This is a genomic window from Bythopirellula superficialaquae (assembly GCF_059632245.1).
The window spans coordinates 5,349,769-5,366,053 of the sequence record NZ_CP197426.1 but is presented as its reverse complement, the minus strand read 5'-3'; the positions used below and the strand labels follow the sequence as shown (position 1 = coordinate 5,366,053).

At 52.0% G+C, this 16,285-nt stretch carries 11 protein-coding genes; 7 read left to right on the top strand and 4 right to left on the bottom strand.

Features of this window, described 5'->3' with window-relative positions; genetic code table 11:
- Positions 1–148: 148 nt before the first annotated feature.
- Complete coding sequence (locus SH678x_RS22215) at positions 149–517, bottom strand: helix-turn-helix domain-containing protein (protein ID WP_496920660.1); 369 nt, start codon at positions 515–517, stop codon at positions 149–151.
- Positions 518–1,051: 534 nt separating this feature from the next.
- On the opposite strand from SH678x_RS22215, the gene SH678x_RS22210 reads away from it, so the two are divergent.
- The 3 genes from SH678x_RS22210 (at position 1,052) to SH678x_RS22200 (ending at position 5,893) form a co-directional block, all read left to right on the top strand.
- Positions 1,052–1,510, top strand: a complete 459-nt coding sequence (locus SH678x_RS22210) for a hypothetical protein (protein WP_496920659.1) — start codon at positions 1,052–1,054, stop codon at positions 1,508–1,510.
- A gap of 1,014 nt (positions 1,511–2,524) precedes the next feature.
- Positions 2,525–2,773, top strand: coding sequence for a hypothetical protein (locus SH678x_RS22205; protein ID WP_496920658.1), 249 nt, complete (start codon positions 2,525–2,527; stop codon positions 2,771–2,773).
- 153 nt (positions 2,774–2,926) lie between these two features.
- Positions 2,927–5,893: a protein kinase domain-containing protein gene (locus tag SH678x_RS22200; RefSeq protein ID WP_496920657.1), complete on the top strand. Its 2,967-nt coding sequence runs from the start codon at positions 2,927–2,929 to the stop codon at positions 5,891–5,893.
- A 76-nt stretch (positions 5,894–5,969) separates the two neighbouring features.
- Here SH678x_RS22200 and SH678x_RS22195 read toward each other — a convergent pair whose 3' ends face one another.
- Together SH678x_RS22195 and SH678x_RS22190 are read right to left on the bottom strand one after the other, a co-directional pair.
- Positions 5,970–7,736 (bottom strand): adenylate/guanylate cyclase domain-containing protein, encoded by a 1,767-nt coding sequence (locus tag SH678x_RS22195; protein WP_496920656.1) that lies wholly within the window; start codon positions 7,734–7,736, stop codon positions 5,970–5,972.
- A 165-nt stretch (positions 7,737–7,901) separates the two neighbouring features.
- Positions 7,902–8,312 (bottom strand): hypothetical protein, encoded by a 411-nt coding sequence (locus SH678x_RS22190; RefSeq protein ID WP_496920655.1) that lies wholly within the window; start codon positions 8,310–8,312, stop codon positions 7,902–7,904.
- A 184-nt stretch (positions 8,313–8,496) separates the two neighbouring features.
- Here SH678x_RS22190 and SH678x_RS22185 point away from each other — a divergent pair, with 184 nt between their 5' ends.
- The 3 genes from SH678x_RS22185 (at position 8,497) to SH678x_RS22175 (ending at position 14,077) form a co-directional block, all read left to right on the top strand.
- The gene (locus tag SH678x_RS22185) at positions 8,497–10,641 is read left to right on the top strand and encodes a hypothetical protein (RefSeq protein ID WP_496920654.1); all 2,145 of its coding nucleotides are present in this window, start codon (positions 8,497–8,499) and stop codon (positions 10,639–10,641) included.
- Positions 10,642–11,346: 705 nt separating this feature from the next.
- The gene (locus SH678x_RS22180; RefSeq protein WP_496920653.1) at positions 11,347–12,012 is read left to right on the top strand and encodes a hypothetical protein; all 666 of its coding nucleotides are present in this window, start codon (positions 11,347–11,349) and stop codon (positions 12,010–12,012) included.
- 976 nt (positions 12,013–12,988) lie between these two features.
- Positions 12,989–14,077, top strand: coding sequence for a hypothetical protein (locus SH678x_RS22175; RefSeq protein ID WP_496920652.1), 1,089 nt, complete (start codon positions 12,989–12,991; stop codon positions 14,075–14,077).
- A 425-nt stretch (positions 14,078–14,502) separates the two neighbouring features.
- Here SH678x_RS22175 and SH678x_RS22170 read toward each other — a convergent pair whose 3' ends face one another.
- On the bottom strand, positions 14,503–15,129 hold the full coding sequence (locus SH678x_RS22170; RefSeq protein WP_496920651.1) for a PEP-CTERM sorting domain-containing protein: 627 nt from the start codon (positions 15,127–15,129) through the stop codon (positions 14,503–14,505).
- 293 nt (positions 15,130–15,422) lie between these two features.
- Between SH678x_RS22170 and SH678x_RS22165 the strand changes: the two genes are divergently transcribed.
- On the top strand, positions 15,423–16,001 hold the full coding sequence (locus SH678x_RS22165) for a hypothetical protein (RefSeq protein ID WP_496920650.1): 579 nt from the start codon (positions 15,423–15,425) through the stop codon (positions 15,999–16,001).
- Positions 16,002–16,285: the final 284 nt, after the last annotated feature.

Below are 16,285 nucleotides of genomic sequence, written 5' to 3'. Positions count from 1 at the left end.
GGAAAAGCGTCAACAACTCGTCGTACCGGTCAAATGGTGAGATGCACCTTCAATCCACAGTTTTTTTGCATGCAATGCTGAGCAGCGGTCCAGATTGTCAACAGCACGATGGCGGCATCGATCATAAGGTGCATGAACCAGAACTTTACTAGGCCTTGTAGCGGTAGCCTACATGGGGGACGGATTGTACAAAGTCGTAGAAGACTCCTAGCTGATCACGCAAGCTCGCGACGTGACCATCGACAGCCGCTTCATCGACAGAGATGCTATTGGTGGTCAACGCAACGGCGATTTGGCGTCGAGTAAACGCGTGGTAGGGCCGACTGGCCAGGAACAGCAAGATCCGGAACTCAACTAGTCCGAGGCGAATAGGCTTGTCGCCGAATGCCTGTCGGTACGACGTGGGCGGTCGAACTAAAACAGTATCGCTTTGCCGTTCTTGGTCTTCGACTTCCCAGAAATTGTTGACACCGCCAGCGATTAACTCGCTGGAGTTAGCTGCTCGATCCTGCTGCACGGAGCATCTCCCATGCAAGTCCCAAACAAGTATTATATAAGATGCGCTCTTGGAGGAGGAACGCAAGGCGGTGACATGCCGAGGAACAAGCTAGTTCGAAAGTCGATTAGATTAAGGGCCAAACTCATTTCGTGCTTGTCGCCATATTCCCAAATGATCAGTTGGGAATGGGGTGAAACTGGATCACGGAATAGGCAAGTATCAGGTCTTTTGGCACCCTTCGTGGCCAACCCTTGAGAATAGGCTGCCCGCTGGAACCCTTGAGAACAGTCTCACGGCGACGAACCCCCTTCCCTACTGCTGGGCATCTGATTCCGACTGCCAGAGCCTCAAGTACCCAAACCTACTTCTGGGCTACTTCCGCGACCGTCCCCTTCCTCCCCGACGGACACGTCGAGTTGCTTGAGTAAATATAAACGGGAGCGAAGTCGCTCCTGACGGGTAGGCATCATCACTTTTGGCACGAGAGCTTCCGAATCGTCGCCCTACCTCTCAGCTCGGATCTCTCGCGCCAATTTGCGAGGATTTTCAAAGATGTCCAAAGAAACCAGTCGCGCCCTGACCAAGCTGAAGAACTCCTTCACCCGCCAACCCCACCCGCAGATGTTTTCTCGAATCGTCAGCGTCCTGCTGACCTATGTGGACCGAGATACTCTACGGGCTTGGCCTTCGCAGAAACGGCTAGCCCAACACGTCGGCAGCAGCGAGAAGACGGTCAAGCGCAACCTGGATGCAGCCCGCATTCTACGACTGCTGACAATTGAAAGTGTCAGCGGGGAGGAATTGGTACGCCGGGTGGGGAGTAAGAGGAAGTTGCCGCCCCACCATCGATTCACGATCTATACGATTAATATTGAAAATTCACTTTGGAAGGCGGATGAGGAGGCGATTCGAGAAGCTAAGTTGATTATCAAGCAGTCGACTCACAAGGGAGTTGATCAACGGTGTGACCGCAGAAAGTCAGCCTTAACAAATCGACAAACTCCGCCTTGATTTGATCGTATATATGCCAGGAACCACACCCACCAAGCCGGTTTAAGTAATCGTCAAACCCTTAGCGTGTTGGGGGAGACGGGCGGAACCAACGCAAAACACACCCTCATTGGTCAGCTAGCCATCAAGGGTGGGCGAATCCGAAGTGTTTCTCCGGTGTCCGACTTGGACAATAGGGCAATTAAAGAGCTGTGTCAGAAATTGAGTTTGTTGGCACTTTGATTTCTGGCATGAGTTTCGAAACCTTCGAGTCCTGAGATTCATCAATCGAACGATCTAGGGCGATTGATTCGGGCAAACCAAGGTATTAAGCTTTGATGAATAAACGCCGACGCTAGCCTGTTACACAGTATTCGTCAAAAGTTGCAGTCGTGCATAACCCACTAAATATATATGCCTCCTTGGTACGTGAATTGCTAAAGTTAAGAATATCTAATTTATGCTCTCCCTGACTTGCGAGACAGCCATTCGATAAGAACGATCCGGCGGCAACGTTTACAATCGCTTCAATGCCCACACGTCGCAATAATACTGACTCTAAGGATTTAGGCAATCGCGATTTCGCTACAACTCAGTGGAGCATCGTGATGGCGGCAGGGCATCGATCTTTGCCCGATGCAGAACAGGCGCTAGCTTCATTGTGCGGTACATATTGGTACCCTCTGTATGCCTATGTACGTCGGCGGGTGTCGGACGTAGGCGAGGCACAAGATTTAACCCAAGCTTTTCTTTGCCGAATTGCTAGAGAAAAATTATATCCGGCCAGCAAAGCCCGAGCGCGGGCGATTCCGCGCATTCCTGCTGACGTCGTTCAAGCACTTCTTATCACATGAATGGGAGAGGGCAAAATCGCAAAAGCGGGGCGGCGGGCGCACGCAAATTTCACTCGATTTTGATGACGGGAATTCACGGTTATGTCTCGAATTGTGGAGCGAATTGTCAGCCGACGAATTGTATGATCGGCAGTGGGCTGTCGCTCTATTGCAGCGAGTACTGCAACGCCTTGAGGATGACATGGCCCAAAACGGAAAAGTGGACCAGTTTGAACAGCTCAAGGACTTCATAATCGGCGAACGAGGTGGTAATACTTATGCGGATGTGGCGATAAAACTGAGGACCACGGCGGCAGCGGCCAAGATGGCCGTCGCTCGGATGCGCAGTCGCTACCGCGTACTTTTGCGAGAAGAAATCGCACAGACTTTGGCCGACCCCGCAGGTGTGGACCAGGAGATTCGCTACCTTTTTAGAGTTTTCGGCCAGTAACAATAAAAATCTCCGTTACCATTGCAGACATTTCCGTCAGAACTACATAGTAAGCCGCTCTAGCTAAAACTTCGCCGTTTGAATGCGGATTAGAGGCCACTCGAATGACCGATTTACACAAATGTATGCAATGTGGAGCTGAATTGCCGACAGATGCGCCGTCTGGAATCTGCCCCAAGTGCCTGCTGGCAGCTGGTATGTCGAGTACTTCGGAAATTGGTAAGGAGCGGTACGACGGTGCTTCCACATCACCGATGCCCAATTCGCCCCGCTTTGTTCCGCCCGGCTGCCCAACTGCGGCACCCTAATATTGTGACCGTGTACGAAGTTGGTCGCGATGGCGAGCACGTTTATATCGTTAGCGACTTCGTTCAAGGGATCACGCTAAGTGATTGGCTCGTCGATCAGCGGCTTACCGGACGTGAAGCCGCTCAACTTTGCTCGATGATTGCCGAAGCGCTTGAACATGCCCATGCGCAAGGCGTGGTGCATCGCGATCTCAAGCCCGCCAACATACTCATCGACTCTGAAGGAGAACCGCACCTTACCGATTTTGGCCTCGCACGGCGTGAAATCGGAGAAGTAACTATGACCCTCGAAGGCCAAGTGCTTGGCACGCCTGCGTATATGTCGCCTGAGCAAGCGCAAGGCGATGGTCACACTGCAGATCGTCGCAGTGATGTCTATTCGCTGGGTGTGATTCTGTTTCAAGTTCTGACAGGCGAGTTGCCGTTTCGTGGTAACGCACGCATGATCATGCATCAGGTCATTCACGACGAGCCACCTAGCCCGCGTCACCTCAACTCCAATCTTGCCAAAGACCTTGAAACAATCACTTTGAAGTGTATTGAAAAATCGCCCAGTCGTCGGTATGACTCAGCCCAGGAAGCGGCCGACGAGCTCCGACGATACCTCGCGGGCGACCCCATCGTAGCGCGCCCGATTAGTTGGCTTGAACGGCGTTGGCGGTGGTGCTTGAATCACCGAGCAGCCACGGGTCTCCTCGTGGCGATTCCGCTCCTTGCCGTCACTATCGCAGCGATTTCCATAGTGGCTGTGATGCGCATTGATGAAGAACAGCAAAAAACTACTGCTGGTCTCTACCAATCGCTTGTACGTGAGGCTCGCGCTCTGCGGTCGGCCCGCAGCCCTGGCTATCGAAGTCGTGCTTGGTCACTTCTCAGTCAGGCCGCGAAACTCGATACACCGCTTGTGAATAAAGTCGAACTCCGTCAGGAGGCTGTCATTTGCATGGGAGATTTCGTTTCGATGGATCCCGAGGTTGTCGGAAATTTTCCTGCAGATATCACTTGCATCGCACGAGGTAAACAAGACACGATTTATGTCGGACTTGAGAACGGCACAGTTATCAGGGTCAACGTCCATACAAAGGAAAAAATGACCATTGGAAGGACAGGTCATCCCGTTAACTTATTAGCTGTCGGCAGTGACGATGCCGCGGTCGCCTGTGCTACCAACGAGGGAGGTGTCATTCATTGGTCAAGGAACGCCTCCGACGAATGGAGGCAACAAGATGAGCGCAGCTTTGATCATAGTGTGATGTGCCTCGCGTTTGACGTCGACAATAGGTGCATCGTTGTATGTGGCGATCATGAGACAAAGGTGGAGCTATTCGACCTTGTCGATGAGCAACCTCGTCATACACTACCACTTTCAGAGCGACCTTTCGCGGTTGCGCTCACGAGCGACACGGCTCTGTTGAGTGTGGGCGATGCCAAGGGAGAATTGACTTTCTGGGATGCCGCGACAGGACAATCGCGTGGCCGATCTCGCCCAGATATTGGGCCAATTCACCGCATCGAGTTCGCTGCAAATTCCAAAAGCGTCGCCTGCGCCGGCGGCGATGGCTTTGCGTTTGTCGATGTCGATACTGGCCAACGGCTCGCACATAACAAGGAGAGCAGTTGCAAGAATGTGGCACTCAGTCCCAATGGACGGCTCTGCGCACTTAGTGACCCCCAAGGCCGAATACGTATCTGGAATGTCGTCTCGAACGCAGAATTTGCGCGGCTAGCACTTGATGGCACAAATCCCTCACTTGAGTTCTCAGTTGGTAATACGATGGGATTCAGTGCGAGTGGTGGCGTATTCTATTTGGCAGAGGAACGTCGCGTTCGCATTTGGGATCTATGGAATCTACCCGAGATGACGACAATCGAAGCCCACGATGGCGGAGTACCTGGAGTTTCTTTCAGCCCAGATGGAAAGCTGCTCGCTTCGGTGGGAAAGGACGGACGTTGCGTGGTCACGTCGTTAGAGGATGGAGAAACCAGTTACAGCATCGAAGGGCAAGTCGCGATGCCATTCCAATCTGTCGACTTCCATCCTAGCGGACAGTGGATTGCCATTGGTGGCTGGGGCGGGGGTGTTGAGGTTTGGGATCTGAAAAAAAGGCAATTGTTGGCCAGGCCTCGCAAGACAGGGAATATTTGGCGAGTATCCTTTAGCGAAGATGGAAAGAAACTCGGGGCCGCTGGTGAAGGAGGTGTTTGGCTGTGGAATCTCGTTGCGGAGCAGAAAGTGGGCTCGGATGGGGATGCACTTGAAGTTCAAGAGGTGGCAAACCTCGAGATGCCAGGCGTCTATTTTTACTGCACATTCGCGCCTAAAACTAACGAGTTTACTTGGTGCAGTCACTGCGTTACTCAGTACGATGAGATTTCACATCTTCCGCGCGAAGTGCCGCAAGCTAAAGTGGCGCCCGAAGTGAGCCCTCTCGGGTTTTTACCTAACGGAACACGTGTCTTGCTCGTTAGTTTAGAGGGTAATCTGCAGCTTCACGACATTAAAGCAGATAGCGTGATTCGAGATGTCCTTCATGCTGAACCACCAGACTTTCGTGTTTCTGGCGTGGATGTCAGCCAAAGTGGTCAGTGGGCCGCCGTAAAGTGGAAACGTGTGGGTTTGAGTTTAATAAACATCGACCAACCCAAAATGAATTTCGATCTGCCTAGTTCTCCAACAAATAGTGGGGTTTGGTTCTGGCAATGGTCACCCGATGGAAAACGACTTGCCCTCGCCTGTGCGGATGGAAAGATTTATGTGTGGGACATCGCGAAGGTTTCTGAGCAATTGTCATCGATAGGAGTTGCCGAGTGAAAAGCCTTGCAAGTTCATGAGTTGCATCAAAATCGGCGTGGACAATCTGGAATAGTCGACTTCGAGGTTATCGGCCTTATTTGTTCTTCAAATTGATCGCGCCATCCCAATCAGCGGGTGGTGTGTCTCGGTGCTCTTCCAGAAACTGACGAAGGAAATTGGCAGGACCGTCATCGGGCAAAATTCCGATGAGTAACTCGTGAGCCCGCTTCCACTCACCTGCAATGACGGCGTCCACGGCCTGTTCGTATTGGGCAAGCTCCGCGTCGGTGATTGAATCGTAGTCGGCATCCGTGGGCAACAACTGAAACACGTCGACAAAACTATCCATGCCTACGGGACGCATGCGGGCGACTTTGCGCATCCGAATTTCAGAAGCGGGCAAATGCTCGCGAACTTGTTGGGCCATACCGCCATCGATCAAGATCGCGGCGCCGACTTGTTTCGTGATGCCTTCAAGCCGTGAAGTGAGGTTAACGACTGGTCCAAACACGCCCACTTTCATTTGTTCGTCTGAGCCAATGCGGCCTGCAATGGCGTGCCCATACCCAACGGCAATGCCGACTTGAAATCCATTCAGTGGGTGATCTGGATCTTGGTTAGCGAGATAGAACGTGCGGTAGATTGAGGCGGCCGCTCGACATGCGGAAATGGCTTCACCTTCGTGTGGGTTGGGCCATCCCCAGAAGGCGAGTGACGCATCGCCTTGGAAATCGGCGATCACTCCCTCAAATTTCAAAATGCTGTGAGTCATTGCGTTGAGCGCGTGGCTGACTCGCTCAAGAAGCTTATCCAACTGCTGACGAGATTGTTCGACCTTGCGAGAAAAACCGCGAACATCGCAGAAAAGAACCGAGATATCTCCTTCGTACGGTTCGAGAGAAGTCACTTGGTTATTCACAAGCATTTCAACCACTGCGGGCGAGAAGAACTGCCGCATTTGGCTTTGCTGTCGTTCGAGCCAACGCACTTTGCGAATTGAGCCAATAAAATTAGCGATCAATTCAGCAAAACGGAGTTCACTGAGCAGGTCTGTAGGCGACTCGATCGATGCCATGCTTTCAAAAATCCGTCTGCCTGAAACGTAGATACACCAACGATCTTGGGTTGTGGGAATCGGCGTGCAGAATGCCCAATCAAGATCCCCACTAACAGTGTAGCCGTGGGAATGATGCACATCTTCCCATAAGTGGATCGCGCTGCAACGGCGCTGCAGAACGCGGGACATCAAACGTCGGCTGGGTTGAAACCGTTGGACTTTGTCATTGCGACTATTCCAACGCATGAGCTTGGGATCAGGTGAATCGTAGTCAGCGGTACTGTCAAATTGAAGGACAGCCACGGCCGCCACGCTGGGAAGGGAATCGAGAATCACTTCCACGATCTCTGTGGCAAATTGCTCGTCCGTCATCGATTCCGAGACGCGTTGAGGTAGATCACATAAAATTTCTAAGCACCGCTCGGCATTCTTAAAGCGAATCGACTGCAAATCGCGTTTGGTATATGTGTGTTCGATAAATGTCGTTGAGGCAGAATGAAATGATTCGACATCATGAAACTGAAAAACCGTGCGACCAATTTGGAAATTATCGCCCGGCTGGGCGATGAATTCCTGGCAGGCTTCGTTGTTATGCAAGATCGGATTACGCGCGGTTTCGAGCGCACGGACTCTCAGGCCCTCGTCGACCAGTTCTAAATCCGCATGTTCTCGCGAAATGAGCACGTCCCAGGGAACGGCCCAACCTTCGCGCGGGGCGCGGCCAATGCGAATCACTTCGCCTGGAACCAATTCGCGGCGCCAGTATTGCTGGTCGTCGAGTCCTGTGGCCACGAGATTTGGCATGAATTGCGCTGACTGGAACAAGGATTGAGTGCAGGGAGTCGCCCAAACAACAGTAATCCACCATTATGAGCCGGGAACCGCAGAGACTCAAGCAGCAGCGATTGCCGAGACTGAGTTGCCTAACCAACATGCTGCTGGTGCAAGAATGCAGCAGAAGTAACATCACTATTCTTCGCCGTGATGCGAGTGAACAGCTTCTTGTATGGCTTCAGCAACTCGTGGCCCATCGGGATCGTAGCTCCCGGTGCCCCCTTGAGATCGACTGGGACAAGTCCATCCCAAGCGAACGATGCGACCGAGTTTCCTGCCTTGATAATCCCAACCCCAAGTTCCTTCGGAAGGGCAAGGTCCTCGACTGTGTGGTCCCGGCGCGCCACCTCCAACGTAGTAACCGGTGTAGTCGCAAGGGTTCTGCCTTCTCGCCCAAGTCCAATGGCACCAGGGCCAACCCGCCCGCGCGACTTCTTTTTGTGAAGCCGGCTCGTAAAGATGAGCTTGCTGGCACTCTTCCGCCAGCGTGCTGCTAGCTAGCATGAAAGTCACTACAACAGCGGCAAAACCTGGAAATATTCGCATCTCACTCGTCCCACATTGCACGAACACGCCAGCAGAGCTAGCAGACAATCGTTTTTGATAAGGATGCCCTAGATACATTATCAGTTGTGCGCTGGTTGGCCTTTAGCTAAAGTCCGTCGCCTCTTCTGCTTAGCTCATCAAAGGGCGGTCTCGGTAAGCCGCACAAGTTTCTCGAACGCGCTCTTTGCGCGCACTCCGCACGCAAACACTGTTGATACGCGAAGCCAAAGCGAAACAATTTGAGGTCTCGTTGGCCGACTCGACACCAATCAACACGAAGTGGGTGAACGTCGCCAGGTTCGCGGTGCGCGCGATTCTGCTGGAGATGCTCTGCGCATTCTGTTGGTTTCCTTTGATTGTCGATGCCGAAGAAGAACTCCCGCTCACCGGGCCACGGTGGATCAACCCTGCCGAGCGCGATGCATTGCTCACTGAACGTGTTCCCGCGCTTTCGGACATGTTCGACAGTTCCTCAGCTGACAATGACTATCGCCTGGGCGAGCAGCTTCCTGCGCCTGGGCTCTTTCTTGAAGACGACAACAATCTCCCTTTGCGCGAACCTCCGCGCGAGGATCTGTCCGTTGAAAGCCCGGAACTGGAGTTCACCGAGCCCGAGGACATGTTCATCGCCACTCCTTGGCAAGTGCCCACGGGTTACTCCGGTTCGTCCGGCATCTTGGCGGATGATTATCAAAACGATGACCATTTCGTCCCCATGCCGGATCGTTGGCGGGGCGGCTATCCGCGCTGGGACCGCTATGGGCCCGATCACAGCGTCTTCTGCGGCGGCGATCCTTTTGAGGAGGATGCCCCTTATGCACCTGGCGCTTGGTACAATCCCTATCGTCAAAACCTCTTCAAAGGCGATTACCCGATTGTCGGTCAGCACACGTTCCTCAACGTTTCGGCGACGGCCTTTTACAGCTTTGAATATCGTCAAGTCCCCACGGCCACCACTCCGTTTGAATCGACCGAGAATCCCTTTGAGGAAGAGTTCTTCGGCGATCCTGATCAATTCTTCATTCGCAACGACTACCGCATTGCGGTCGACGTTTTTCATGGCGACGCGGCCTTCAAGCCGGCCGATTGGCGTGTTCGTTTTGCTCCTGTCTTGAATCTCAATTATCTCGACGTCGAGGAACTGGGGATCGTTAATCCCGACGTTCGCGCGGGGACAACCCGCTACCGCAATTTCCTCGCGCTCGAAGAAGCGTTCGTCGAAACCAAAATCGCCGACACCAGTCCCTATTACGATTTCACCTCGCTCCGTGTTGGATCGCAGGCCTTTGCCAGCGATTTTCGTGGTTTTATCTTTGCCGAGGTCAACCTCGCGGCGCGGCTGTTCGGCACGCGGCACGCCAATCGCGATCAGTTCAACCTGGCCTACTTCGACCAACTCGAAAAGGAAACCAACAGCGAACTCAACCGCCTGCGCGGCCGGCCACAGGACGTTCTTATCGGCAACTACTATCGCCAGGACTTCATTTGGCCCGGCTATACGTCGCAATTCAGCCTGCATTACAACCACGATTACGGCGATGGCTTGGTCTTCGACCGTAATGATTTCCTCGCCCGCCCCGATCCCGTTGGCGTCTACACGCCGCATACGGTCGACGCGGTCTACTTCGGTTGGACCGGCGACGGGCACATCAACCGCTTCAACATCAATCACGCTTTATATTTCGTAGCCGGCTACGACACGCTCAATCCCATCGCGGGTCGACCGATCAACATCGCCGCGCAAATGGCCGCTCTCGAAGTCTCCTACGATCGCGACTGGATTCGCTTTCGCACGTCGATGTTCTATTCCTCGGGCGACGACGACGTGTTCGACGGCCGTGGCGAAGGGTTCGACACAATTATCGATCACCCCGCGTTTGCGGGTGGGCGATTTAGTTATTGGAACCGCCAGGCGATCCGCCTCAATGGCGTGAATCTCGTCGATCGGTTTAGCCTCGTGCCTCACTTGCGGTCAAGCAAGATTCAAGGCCAGGCCAACTTCGTAAACCCCGGGTTGTGGCTGGCCAACGCAGGGTTCGACATGGAACTCACGCCGCGGTTGCGTTCTGTCAACAACATCAATTTGCTCTGGTTCAATCACACACAAGTCCTCGAACAATTCGCATTTCAATCTAATATCAACAATCACATCGGCACCGACATTAGCAGCGGGCTTGAGTATCGGCCTTTTTTGAACGACAACGTCATCATGCTCGCTGGCGTTTCGGGACTCATTCCCGGCAAGGGGTTCGAGGATTTGTTTAGCTCGCTCTCCCAAGACGCCGAAACGTTGTTCGCCGGGTTCATGGAGGTGGCGTTGACGTATTGAGGGTGGCTAGGGATTGGAGGCTTGGGTCTGGGGAAACGAGGGTTAATAGCGATTCCAGGTTTGCGAGGTTTGCTTGGTTTGCGGGCTCTTGTTGCCGCCAAGCAGAAAAACGAACTTTGTCATCTTGTTCAACTTTTGCAACTTAGTCACGTCTCCAAGTGATCAAGTTCCAATGGGTTAGTAGTGAATTTCAGAGTCACGCGCAGCATGGCGTGCCACTGGCTGGCTTACCCAGCAGTGTCTTCGCGGCGCGGTTGTCGTGGAACTCGGGTCATTCTGAGAGAGCCTAGGCGACCGAAGAATCTAGTGTGCCTAACTCTGACGGTTTGCAGACGCGTACAAGTGGAAGCTAGATTCTTCGCTCCGTGTCACTCCGCACAGAATGACAATCGCAAAAAAACTCCCCCCACTTACGCGGGAGGCTCGCCAAACAAAACCATATCACAACCGCGCGGCCATTTCATTCAGGTGTACTAGGCGATTTAACTATTCTTGAATGCCGCCATTTTCCCCGACATTGATTTTTATTGCCCGAACTTATTTGGTAAAATGCCATCAGCAAAAGTTTTTTTGCTGATATTTGCATAACGAACGATTGTAATTTTTACGGGGTAAAGTGGTTAGCTCCCACTTAAAAGCCAACCTGACCGGATGAGGTTCCGTACCACCTCATCCGGTCGGGAGCGCCCTTTTAAGGTACGGAAAATGGAAGTCCAAGAACGCATCCAATACTTGCCCAAACCCGGCAAAGCATCTGATTTTATCACATCCTGCAACCTTAAGCGCGGTGATCGGGTTGTTCTGTGGTGCAGGGTTTCCGGCAAAGAACAAAAACGCAAAGGAAATCTAGCCAACCAAGAAGCCCACTTGCGCAACGAAATGGCTATACGTGGCGTTTCCGTGGTTGGGGTGGTAAGTAAGCGTTGGTCTAGCTACGACCCAGCATGGCTGCCGAGGGCCGTTGCTATAGCCCAACGACACGATGCGGCCATATTGGCGCTAACCACTGACCGCTTTGTCCGAAACTTCCGTTTCCATGCAACGAACAAAAAAGCGAGACCCAAAGCGCAGCCCACTAAGGCAGATTTCCAATACCTGGAGATGATGGCCGAAGGTGTGCCGTTGTTAACATTGCTAGACCCGGATGCCGCTAGTGGCGATTGCATTGCCTATCACACTAGACGAGGTTTTAAGCAGAAGAATGCCCAACCCGGAAGACCTAAAGCAAAAGTGGCCGGATACAAAAAGCACCGCAAGGATGAGATGAAGCCACTGGCAATTGAAATGAAATTGTGCGGGGAAAGCCAAGCAGCGATTGCAAGGACTTTGAAAGTTCCAAGAACCACGATCAGACGATGGTTGACGAAATAGGCAGTTTAAGGGGTGGCCATTTTATTAGGCTGATGCCGGGCCTGAAAAACCGTTTGGCCCTACAAAAGCAGTGTTGTTATGCTTTTTTGGCAAGTGCCGACCGAACACCGAAAACGATAGGCTACCAACAGCACACTAACAGCACCTTAGCCCTGGCCTAAGCCATGCCGACCTATTACTACGGATAGGCTGTGCAACCGAATGGCTTTTACCGGGAACCGGACTTAGTTTATTGCTTATGCCTGCCCGTGCTACTTGAATTTGTTAGCAGTTGTTGCTCCCCTTTTTCCTCTTTTTCTTGTTTGGGGATTGGTTACAGATTTTTGGCGAAGCCAAACTTCCGATGACAATCTGCTACCGTGCTTTGTTACCGAAAAAATGCTGCTGCCCTGGATGACAATGACAAACAAGCGTAGCTTGAAACTATTGCCCAAGCAGCATTGCCACGGCATGGCCTTGCCGACAGTGGCTTGCGACAGGCCCGACGTTGGCGTGTGCTGGCCTGACATGCGCTGGGGGCAATAACGGCAGGTCACGTATTGCCATGCGTGACAGGGGCTGAAAGCTAAGCTGGTTTGCGGTGTTGCCTGATAAAGAATCCTCCAACAGCGGCAACCAATAGAAATACTGTTGAATGTTCTGGTACTGCCTGCACAGGCGCTACCGGAAATGGAAAAAACCTCAAGAATCCGCTCGCGTTTGTCACGGAGGGGGGCAGCGGGTTAAAATCGGGCGAAATTGCGAGCTTGGAGCGGTTCCAGACTCAACCCAAATGGGAAATGTCGGCTGTAGTGATCAAGGCGATCCCGAAGGTGTCGAGATTTTCGAGTTTCGCTTCTGTCACAGCACGCAAGTGCTTATCGACCAATTTTCCCACTCCGAAGCCCCGCGCAGTTATACTGGATGAATCTGTGCTGCACAGCACTTTCGGTTAGCAACATCTTATAACAATAATTGAACCCTTGGGAGCGTGAGTATGTTGGATGTCATTCTCGCATTGAGTCTTGCTGCTGTCAGTTCCTACCATATTGGAAATTCTTTAACCAACGATGGGTTGGGCAATAATAGTGGCAACGTGCAGAACGGCACTTTTGGGATAGAAGCTATTGCAGATTTCTACGGCCATGACTACACAATGTCGATGCATGTCGATGGCTCGCAGGGCCTTACTTCCATTTGGGAGAATCCGGAAGGTGTGGGTTCGGGAGGCGTAGATGTAATGCGACAACCGTATGGAAACTACACCAATGCGCTCACTACCTATGCTTGGGATCATGTGACGTTGGAGCCTTATCTTAAACCCGAAGAGACGCTAGGGACAGATAAATTGGCAATCTCTAACTTCATTAACCTGGCTCAGCAAAATTTAGAGAACAGCAACACCATATTCTACATCTATCAGGTGTGGCCTCGTCAGTCTTTTGGCAACTATTCAACTTACTGGCTAAGTTCTTCACCTAACGACGATGAAACGCTCGTACGTCCTAAGCGTGAATACTATGACAATCTCATGGGCTGGGCACGAGAGACATTTACCGCTAACGGTACAGTGATTCGAGAAATCCCAGTTGGGGAAGTTTGGCACCGCGTCAATCTGATGATCGAATCGGGCGAGATTACCGGTATTACGATGGCAGACTTGTACCGTGACGATCTCCATGCCTCGGGATTGCTTGGTCGATATCTTGCCGCAACAACGAATTTCGCCACAATCTTCAAGACAGACATCACGGGCCTTATGCCGCCTGTCGAACAATTCGGCAATCTTTACCCGCAAGAGTTGTACGACACGTTTAACCGCATCATCTGGGAAGTGGTTTCTTCAGATCCCGATACGGGAATTGCCGACTTCAATTCAGATGGCTGGGTGGACGATGAAGATTTGGTGGTGTGGCAGGCGGGCTACAACACATACACACACAATGGCAGGGATTTCTTGAATTGGCAGAGGGCATACCATCCCCGGCCCGGTGGGGAACTATATGTCGTGCCTGAGCCAACGGCAGCGAAGTTGCTACTATTAACACTTCTACTACGACTTGCCAAGCGAATACCGCGACCCTAAAAGCGCCGAAGCCACACGGCTGCACTCTTAGGCCATCTTTACCCCCACACTGCGACAGGCCACCCTGTCGCATTTTTGTTGCTGTTAGCAACTATCTGCTTGCCTTGCTGCCTTGCATCCCCGCAATGGCCAGTGATGCCTTTTAACCAATTGCGAAACTTTTTCTAAGTTTCTTCTTTGCATGGCGACTTTCACTATTGCTGACGTTTTTTGTCATGCTAGAAGGTAATTAGCAAATCGCAATAGTGATAGTTTTGCACTAACACCACTTTTTATTAAGGAAACACGACAATGACAGCCACAACAACAACAACAACAACCGCCAACGCCAACACGCCAACGACGTTGGGCTATGCTGGCCTGACGTGGGCTGGGGGCAATAACGACAGCCCCCAGCGATGCCACGCGTGACGTGGCCTAGCCTGTTAAACCTGTGGGCGCGATTGCAGCACTAGGAAGCCCCCAACGGCAGCAACCAACAAAAGCCCCGTGTTTGGTTCCGGCACAAACGTAACTGTGAAGTCATCCGGACCAATGATGGTGTCCACGATGCTTCCATTGAGAAGCAATACGGATGGGCCAAAGGAATTGCTCAAGGCAATCGGATAATCGCCGTTAGGCGTGAAGCCTGTAGAGCGGTCTCCCCAAAAAATGTATAGCGCTATATCAACATAGCCACCGCCCATGAGAACTCCTTCGACGGCGTTGGAAATGTATCCAAAGTCACCAAGGTGAAGTCCCGCTTCTGTGCCATCCGGCGAAACAGGATTCCATTCGCTAACACCATACTCGCCTGCGAAGGGTAGATCCAATTCGAGCCTTGGCCTTACGTCTTGGCCACTAATCGAGAGGTTGAGTCTGAGCGCGTCATACGAAACGGAACGGTCGACATCCAACCTGAATGATATGTGGGTGAAGCCAGCCTCCCCTTCTTGATTGATCCTAAGACGATCTCCAATATCAGTCATATAAGTAAAAAACGCCGCCTCAGCTGGCTTGGGTGAATTCACGAACTGCACTACGATCAAGAGGCTCAGAATTCTTGCGATCATTAGACAATTCTCCGTTCATTGGATGTTACTGCGTTGACCAAGTTCAACGGGCTGAGTTGTAACTCGCCCAATACAGACTCGACAACTATCGGTCTTGATTTTTCCCCGACGCTTCCCATTTGGAATTGATCAAACCTGGAACCGCTCCAAGTTGGGGATGCCGCCCATTTTAACATGCTGCTTTCTCCTATGTCTAGCGCGCCGAGTAAGTCTTTATTTTTGGCCGTCGCGAAAGAGGGCCGAAATATCGAGGACTGCAAGATGATATGTGTTTACCAAAGAGGAAACTTTTTTTGCCTTTCTTTTTTGATCCGCCAGTTTCCGAGTTGCGGACGTTTGGACCCGTGCTAGAAAAAAACTTAGTGATACTTTTGCACCACTTAGTTTTAGAAAAGGAAACTGCAATGACCACCACAACAATTGAAACCCCGACCAGCCAAGCGATCAGCACCAGAATGCCTGCAATCAAAATCGAGTACACCAGCCGAGGAAAGCGCGTTACCAAAGATTTTGCTGGCGACCAGCTTGCTAAAGCGCGCCACGTATTTTCACAAAAATTTTCCAATGGTTGCGAACCTAAAGTTCTTGCAGGCGATGCCGACGCGATCACCAGCGCTGCAAGCGTAGTGGCCCCGGCAGCCACGGAAGAAAAAGTAAGCAAGCTGGCTAGGCCTTATTGTTGCGGAATGATCCTTGCTGAGCGGGGCCTGGAGGCATCCATAAAAGAAATGGTGCCATTGGTGGATGCTGCTTACGGCAAGGCAAACGTCAATGAAAGTAAGTTCGCGCTGGGCAACGCACGACAGGCGATACTTGGATGGTGTGCCAAGATGGGCATTGATTATGCCACGGGAAAGCCAATGACAAGCTGATCCGCCACAACGCCACGACAAACAAACGACGCTGCCCCTAGCACTGGCAGCGTTGTTTTATGCGCTGTGTTGGCCGATAGCCGAGCCACAGCGACACAGCCCGTCCTCGTGGCCCACAGTAAAGCAAAGAGAACATCATATTTAGTTGATAATTTTATGATGGCGTTTGGTTGCAATCCCCTAAAAATTTCAAATTGGCCCCTATCATCATGTTCAACATGATGTTTACAAAAACTTGCGGCGAGATTTTTGCCAACCAAAACGGGTGCGCGTTACCGTTTTGC